5 protein-coding genes are annotated in these 6847 nt (G+C 49.6%); 4 read left to right on the plus strand and 1 reads right to left on the minus strand.

Annotated features, from left to right (window positions below; translation table 11 throughout):
* The first annotated feature begins 152 nt into the window (after positions 1 to 152).
* From glnA to ntrC, 4 genes are all read left to right on the plus strand, one after another.
* The gene (gene glnA, locus HV832_RS16160) at positions 153 to 1568 is read left to right on the plus strand and encodes a type I glutamate--ammonia ligase (protein ID WP_176804936.1); all 1416 of its coding nucleotides are present in this window, start codon (positions 153 to 155) and stop codon (positions 1566 to 1568) included.
* Positions 1569 to 1694: 126 nt separating this feature from the next.
* On the plus strand, positions 1695 to 2183 hold the full coding sequence (locus tag HV832_RS16165; RefSeq protein ID WP_176804938.1) for a DUF4124 domain-containing protein: 489 nt from the start codon (positions 1695 to 1697) through the stop codon (positions 2181 to 2183).
* 99 nt (positions 2184 to 2282) lie between these two features.
* Complete coding sequence (gene glnL / locus HV832_RS16170; protein WP_176804940.1) at positions 2283 to 3362, plus strand: nitrogen regulation protein NR(II); 1080 nt, start codon at positions 2283 to 2285, stop codon at positions 3360 to 3362.
* A gap of 86 nt (positions 3363 to 3448) precedes the next feature.
* Entirely contained in the window at positions 3449 to 4957 is a 1509-nt protein-coding gene (ntrC, locus tag HV832_RS16175; RefSeq protein ID WP_176804943.1) for a nitrogen regulation protein NR(I), read from the plus strand.
* Between the two features lie 86 nt (positions 4958 to 5043).
* Here ntrC and HV832_RS16180 read toward each other — a convergent pair whose 3' ends face one another.
* Positions 5044 to 6651, minus strand: coding sequence for an NAD(P)/FAD-dependent oxidoreductase (locus HV832_RS16180; RefSeq protein ID WP_176804945.1), 1608 nt, complete (start codon positions 6649 to 6651; stop codon positions 5044 to 5046).
* Between the last annotated feature and the right edge of the window lie 196 nt (positions 6652 to 6847).

The following is a 6847-nucleotide window of genomic DNA, read 5'->3' on the forward strand; positions in this document are numbered from 1 at the left end:
CATAGTTTCTGCTATCATGTTTTATTGAGTTTAGCAGCCACGGTATATCGGGACTGACAAGTAAACAAGTCGATCGTTTACTGGTTGTCATGGCTGATAATGGGCTCGGCAATTTCTGAATTTATTTTTTAGCTCTATTTGAGGAGTTTCACATGGCAATGACAGCCGCAGAAGTCTTGAAGATGGCGAAAGACAACGAAGTTAAGTTCGTTGATTTCCGCTTTGCTGATACCCGAGGCAAAGAACAGCACGTGACTGTTCCAGTTTCCCAATTCGATATGGATAAATTCGAATCTGGCCACGCATTTGACGGTTCGTCGATTGCAGGCTGGAAGGGCATTGAAGCTTCTGACATGTTGCTGATGCCTGATCCTAACACAGCCAATATCGATCCATTCATGGAAGAAACCACATTGTTCATGCAATGTGATGTTATCGAACCATCCGATGGCAAGGGCTACGACCGTGATCCGCGTTCGATCGCGAAGCGCGCAGAAGCGTATCTGAAGTCTTCCGGTATCGGTGATACTGCCTACTTTGGCCCAGAGCCAGAGTTCTTCATTTTTGATGGCGTGCGCTGGGATGTGGATATGTCCGGCTGCTTCGTGAAAATTGATTCCGAAGAAGCCTCCTGGACAACAGGTGCCAAACTCGAAGGTGGCAACTCCGGTCATCGTCCAACCGTTAAAGGCGGCTATTTCCCTGTTCCTCCGGTCGACAGCTTCCAGGACATGCGTTCTGAAATGTGCCTGATCCTCGAATCCATGGGTATCCCGGTTGAAGTGCATCACCACGAAGTGGCTGGTGCCGGCCAGAATGAGATTGGTACTAAATTCTCTACATTGGTTGAGCGCGCTGACTGGACCCAAAATCTGAAATATGTGGTCTGGAATGTGGCGCACACTTACGGCAAGACAGCGACTTTCATGCCTAAGCCTATCGTTGGCGACAATGGTTCCGGCATGCACGTTCACCAGTCGATCTGGAAAGACGGTAAAAATCTGTTTGCTGGCGATGGCTATGCCGGTTTGTCTGAATTCGCCTTGTACTACATCGGCGGCATCATCAAGCACGCCAAAGCACTGAACGCCATTACTAATCCGGGTACCAATTCCTACAAGCGTCTGGTTCCAGGTTTTGAAGCTCCGGTTAAGCTGGCTTATTCGGCACGTAACCGTTCTGCTTCTATCCGTATTCCTTACGTTGCGAATCCAAAAGGTCGCCGCGTTGAAGCGCGTTTCCCTGATCCGCTGGCAAACCCATACCTGGCATTCTCCGCGCTGATGATGGCAGGTCTGGACGGTGTTCAGAACAAGATCCACCCAGGCGAAGCCGCAACGAAAGATCTGTATCATCTGCCACCTGAGGAAGATGCACTGATCCCGACAGTTTGCTCTTCTCTGGAAGAAGCATTGGATGCACTGAACAAAGACCGTGAGTTCCTGACCCGTGGCGGTGTATTCAGCGACAGCATGATCGATGCTTACATCGAACTGAAAATGCAGGAGGTCCAGCGCTTCCGCATGACTACTCATCCGGTAGAGTTCGATATGTACTACTCCCTGTAATTCACCGGGAAAAGAAAAGCGGGGTTTTCACCCCGCTTTTTTTGTTTGTTACCTTAAGTAACCTGGAATTGTGCTCAAACCTTGCTTCGCATACACTACTTGTCTGTTTTTGATGAATGATTGAATATGAAGCGACTTTTGACTGGTTTTGTGGTTCTGGTTCTTTTGCAGAGTCTCGCTCATGCGCAGACAGAGGTTTTTTTGTGCGTCGATGAACACGGGAAAAAAGAATATAAAAATACCGGCGCAACAAAGGGGTGCAAGAAGGTAGATTTGCCGGGTATTACGGTGGTTCCGGCGCCCACTTTGCCGGCGTCTGCCAAAAAGACACAGGGAAAGTCAGCTTCCAGTCCGGCAGATTTCCCCAAAGTGGATGAGGGCACCCAAAAGGCCAGGGATTCAGACCGTAAGCAGATATTGGCAGATGAACTGAAAAACGAAGAGCAAAAACTGGCTGACCTGAAGCAGGAGTACAACAACGGGGAACCGGAGCGCCGCGGCGATGAGCGGAATTACGCCAAATACCAGGAGCGTGTGGCTAACCTGAAAGACAGTATCAGCCGCAGTGAAAAAAATGTTGAGGCTCTCAAACGGGAATTGGCGAACCTGAAGTGAGCCCCGGTAAATCATGCAGGAAATCATATGACAATCTCACTTTATTTTCAGGCATGATGTTTGCGTAACAAGGTCGCTGAATGCGACCTTTTTTCATGAATGATTTTGAAAAATACTTTCCCCTCATTTACCGGTCTTGATTTGCTGACTTCCGCTGTGCTGGTGCTGGATGCTCAGGGCGGTGTTTTGTTCGCCAATGCTGCGGCCGAAAGTCTGCTTGATAGTTCCATGAAGGCGCTGGCGCAGCAACGTCTGACAGACCTGTTTCTGAATGGCGAAGAATTAGTGGAGGTTTTTCATCAGGCCGTGGCGCATCAATTTGCGGATAAGCGGCAGGATCTGACGCTGGAGCGCGCGGGCCGGGAGTCGCTGCACGTGCACAGCATTGTGACTGCGCTGGATAATCCCGAGATGCCGGTCTTAATCGAGTTCAGAGAAAATGTTCAGCAACTGAAGCTTGATCGCGAAGAGCGCATGCTGGATCAGAGTAAAGCGAACAAAGAGCTGATCCGCAATCTGGCGCATGAGATTAAAAATCCGCTCGGTGGCATCCGCGGTGCTGCGCAGTTGCTGGAGCTGGAATTGCCGGAGCGTCATCTGAAAGAGTTGCGTGAATATACGCAGGTGATCATTAAAGAAGCCGACCGGCTGCAAACACTGGTTGACCGTTTGCTGGCACCGCATCGTTTCCCGCACATCGTGGGCGATGTCAATATTCATGAAGTCTGTGAACGGGTGCGGAGTCTGATCGTCGCGGAGTTTCCGCAAGGTCTGAGGATTCAGCGTGATTATGATTTGTCCATTCCGGAATTCCGCGGCGATAAAGAACAGCTAATCCAGTCTGTTCTTAATATTGCCCATAATGCCGCACAGGCATTGGCTGAACGTATTCGTCTGGGGGATGCTCGCCTTACTTTCAGAACGCGAGTGGTGCGGCAGATCACGCTGGCCAAAGTCAGATACAGGCTGGCATTAGATTTGCATATCATTGATAACGGACCTGGCATACCTCCGGAAATCCGGAACCGGATTTTTTATCCGCTGGTTTCCGGCAGGGATGGTGGCAGCGGGCTGGGGCTGACTCTGGCACAGACCTTTGTCGAGCAGCATTTAGGTGTGATTGAGTGTGAGAGCCGGCCGGGTTGTACGGATTTCAGAATCCTGATTCCGCTTCCGTAAAAATCACGCACCATTTTGGGTGCGAAGTATAAAGACAAGATATCGTGATGAATGCATCAGTTCAATACTGGAAATAAGACAAAAATATGAAACCTATCTGGATTGTGGATGATGATGATTCGATTCGCTGGGTGCTTGAGAAAGCATTGGCAAGAGAAAATCTGACGACAAAAAGTTTTACGAATGCGCGTGATGCCATGCTTGCCTTGCAATCAGAAACACCGCAAGTTCTGGTATCTGACATCCGTATGCACGGCGCTTCGGGTCTGGAATTGTTGCAGACAGTCAAAGCCAAACATCCCGGCCTGCCAGTCATCATCATGACGGCATTCTCTGATCTGGATTCGGCTGTGGCCGCATTTCAGGGCGGAGCCTTTGAATATCTCGCAAAGCCTTTTGATCTGGATAAAGCGGTAGAGTTGATCCGCAGGGCGCTTGAGGAAAGTTTGCGTGAGTCAAACGTTGAGCAGGCGACATCCGAGACGCCTGAAATTCTCGGGCAGGCACCGGCGATGCAGGATGTATTCCGTGCTATTGGCCGTTTGTCTCAATCCAACGTAACTGTTCTGATTACCGGCGAATCCGGTAGCGGTAAAGAATTGGTCGCCCGCGCCTTGCATAAACACAGCCCTCGCGCCCATCAGCCATTTATTGCGTTAAATACAGCCGCTATTCCCAAAGACTTGCTGGAATCTGAATTATTTGGCCATGAGCGCGGTGCATTTACCGGAGCGCAGACGACTCGCCGGGGGCGGTTTGAGCAGGCGGAAGGCGGTACTCTGTTTCTGGATGAGATTGGTGATATGCCATTTGATCTGCAAACCAGATTGTTGCGGGTGCTTTCTGATGGGCATTTCTACAGAGTTGGCGGGCATCAGCCCATGAAAGCCAACGTGCGTGTGATTGCCGCCACACACCAGAATCTGGAAGCTCGTGTCAAAGAGGGTTTGTTCCGTGAGGACTTATACCATCGTCTGAATGTCATTCGCTTGCGCTTACCCAGCTTACGCGAACGTCGGGAAGATATTCCTTTGCTGGCCAGATTCTTTCTGAGCCAAAGCGCAAGACAGCTTGATGTGGAGGTGAAGCGCTTGTCTGATTCCGCGATGCAGTTTTTATCGACGCTGGATTTTCCGGGAAATGTGCGGCAACTGGAAAATCTTTGCAACTGGATTACCGTGATGGCTCCGGGTCAGACAGTAGAAATTCCTGATTTGCCTCAGGATTTATTGCCGTTGAATTCACTTTCTTCCCTGACTTCGCACAGTTCGCAGCTTGAGAGATCCGGTACTGAAGCTGCGAATCATCCTGTCGTACACACTTCAGCAGAAGGGGGGGCTGACAGACATCATACTTTTGCAGTGACGCATAGTTGGCTGGAGTTGCTGGAAGCCGAAGCCACCAGCATGCTTGCTCAGGGGCAGCCGGAAGTTATTGTCAAGCTGGGTGATAAATTTGAAGCCATCGTCATTAAGGCCGCGTTGAAATATACGCATGGGCGGAAGAACGATGCGGCAGTACGATTGGGGATCGGGCGCAATACGATTACCCGTAAAATTCATGAACTGGGAATTGATGGCGCGAAGGATGATTGAGTCGCATCCCTCGATAGAAATCGTATAGCTGGTTTGCTCTGATAGTGGGGCGGCGATCTTCCCTGATGTCTGCCCCAGTGCGATCTTTATGCGGTTTTATTCATCGATAAAGCGATTGCTTCTGCAACCCGGATGCCGTCTACACCGGCAGATAAAATCCCGCCGGCATAACCTGCCCCCTCACCGGCTGGGTAAAGTCCTGTGGTATTGATGCTTTGAAGTGTTTCATCATTTCTTTTTATCCTGATGGGAGAGGATGTTCTTGTTTCGACGCCGGTCAGGATGCCGTCATTCATCGCGAAGCCTTTAATTTTTTTATCAAACTCAGGAATGGCTTCGCGTATCGCCTCAATGGCAAATCCGGGCAGGGCAGCAGCCAGATTGACTAATGTAATGCCAGGCTTGTAAGACGGTGTTACCGCACCTAATGCCGTTGAACTGGTGTTGCGCAAAAAATCCCCGATTAGCTGACCAGGGGCATTGTAATTGCCTCCTCCCATGACATAAGCGTGTGACTCCAGTTCACGTTGAAATTGTATGCCAGCCAATGGATGGCCTGGATAATCGGCGGGTGAAATGCCAACTACGATGGCGCTGTTGGCATTGCGTTCGTTTCTGGAATATTGGCTCATTCCGTTGGTGACCACGCGTCCCGGCTCCGAGGTGGCGGCCACTACTGTGCCGCCCGGGCACATGCAAAAGCTGTAGACGGAACGTCCATTTGACGCGTGGTGGACCAGTTTGTAATCCGCCGCGCCCAGGATTTTATTGCCGGCATTCGGGCCAAACCGGGCCTGGTCAATCACGGATTGCGGATGCTCAATCCGGAAGCCAACAGAAAACGGCTTGGCTTCCACGTAAATGCCTTTGTCATACACCATCTGAAAAGTGTCCCGTGCGCTGTGCCCTATTGCCAGAACCACGTGATTAGTTTCGATGTATTCGCCGTCGTTCACCACTACGCCCTGAACTGCGCCATTTTGGATATCAATATCCGTGACCCTTTGCTGAAAGCGGATTTCTCCACCTAATGCCTCGATTGAATGACGCATTTCTTCAATCATTTTCACCAAACGAAAGGTGCCGATGTGCGGTTTGCTGACGTATAGAATTTCGTCTGGCGCACCAGCTTTGACGAACTCAGTTAATACCTTCCTGCCATAATGTTTAGGGTCTTTAATCTGGCTATATAATTTGCCATCCGAAAAGGTACCGGCTCCGCCCTCACCGAACTGAACGTTGGATTCAGGTTGTAATTCCCGTTTTCGCCATAGTCCCCAGGTATCCTGAGTTCGCTCTCGTACCGTTTTTCCTCTTTCGAGAACAATCGGGCGATATCCCATTTGAGCTAGTATCAATGCAGCGAATAAACCGCAAGGACCAAAGCCGATGACAACAGGTCGTTTGAATTGGTTGCCTTTAGCTTGCACAACAAACTGATAACTTGTATCCGGTGTCGTGCTGATGCGAGGATTATTTTTATTTTTCTGCAAAACAGACTCTTCATGCTTTACTTCAATGTCGACCGTATAAATGAGAATGATGGTTGTTTTTTTACGGGCGTCGTAGCTGCGTTTAAATACTTCAAAGTGGATTAATTCATCTGCTGGTAAATTAAGTAACTGCAGAATAGCTGCCTGCAAAGCAGATTCAGAATGATCGAGCGGGAGTTGTAAATCGGTAATGCGTAACATAGTGATTGATTCCAGAGACCTCAGTCAGAAATGGCCTGAAGCGTTTTATTGCTGCGAAAACGGTATTCTACCCTTTGATGTGACGCAGTCTTTAATTCAGTTCGATACAAAGAAATTTTGTCGGGCAGTCACATCTAAAACTGATGCGGCTAGGAGTTTGTGGGAAGGTAGTTGACATGGGTAGGTAAGTCGTTCA

The sequence above is a fragment of the Cognatundibacterium oligocarboniphilum genome, assembly GCF_013377855.1.
Lineage (GTDB): Bacteria > Pseudomonadota > Gammaproteobacteria > Burkholderiales > Burkholderiaceae_D > Undibacterium > Undibacterium oligocarboniphilum.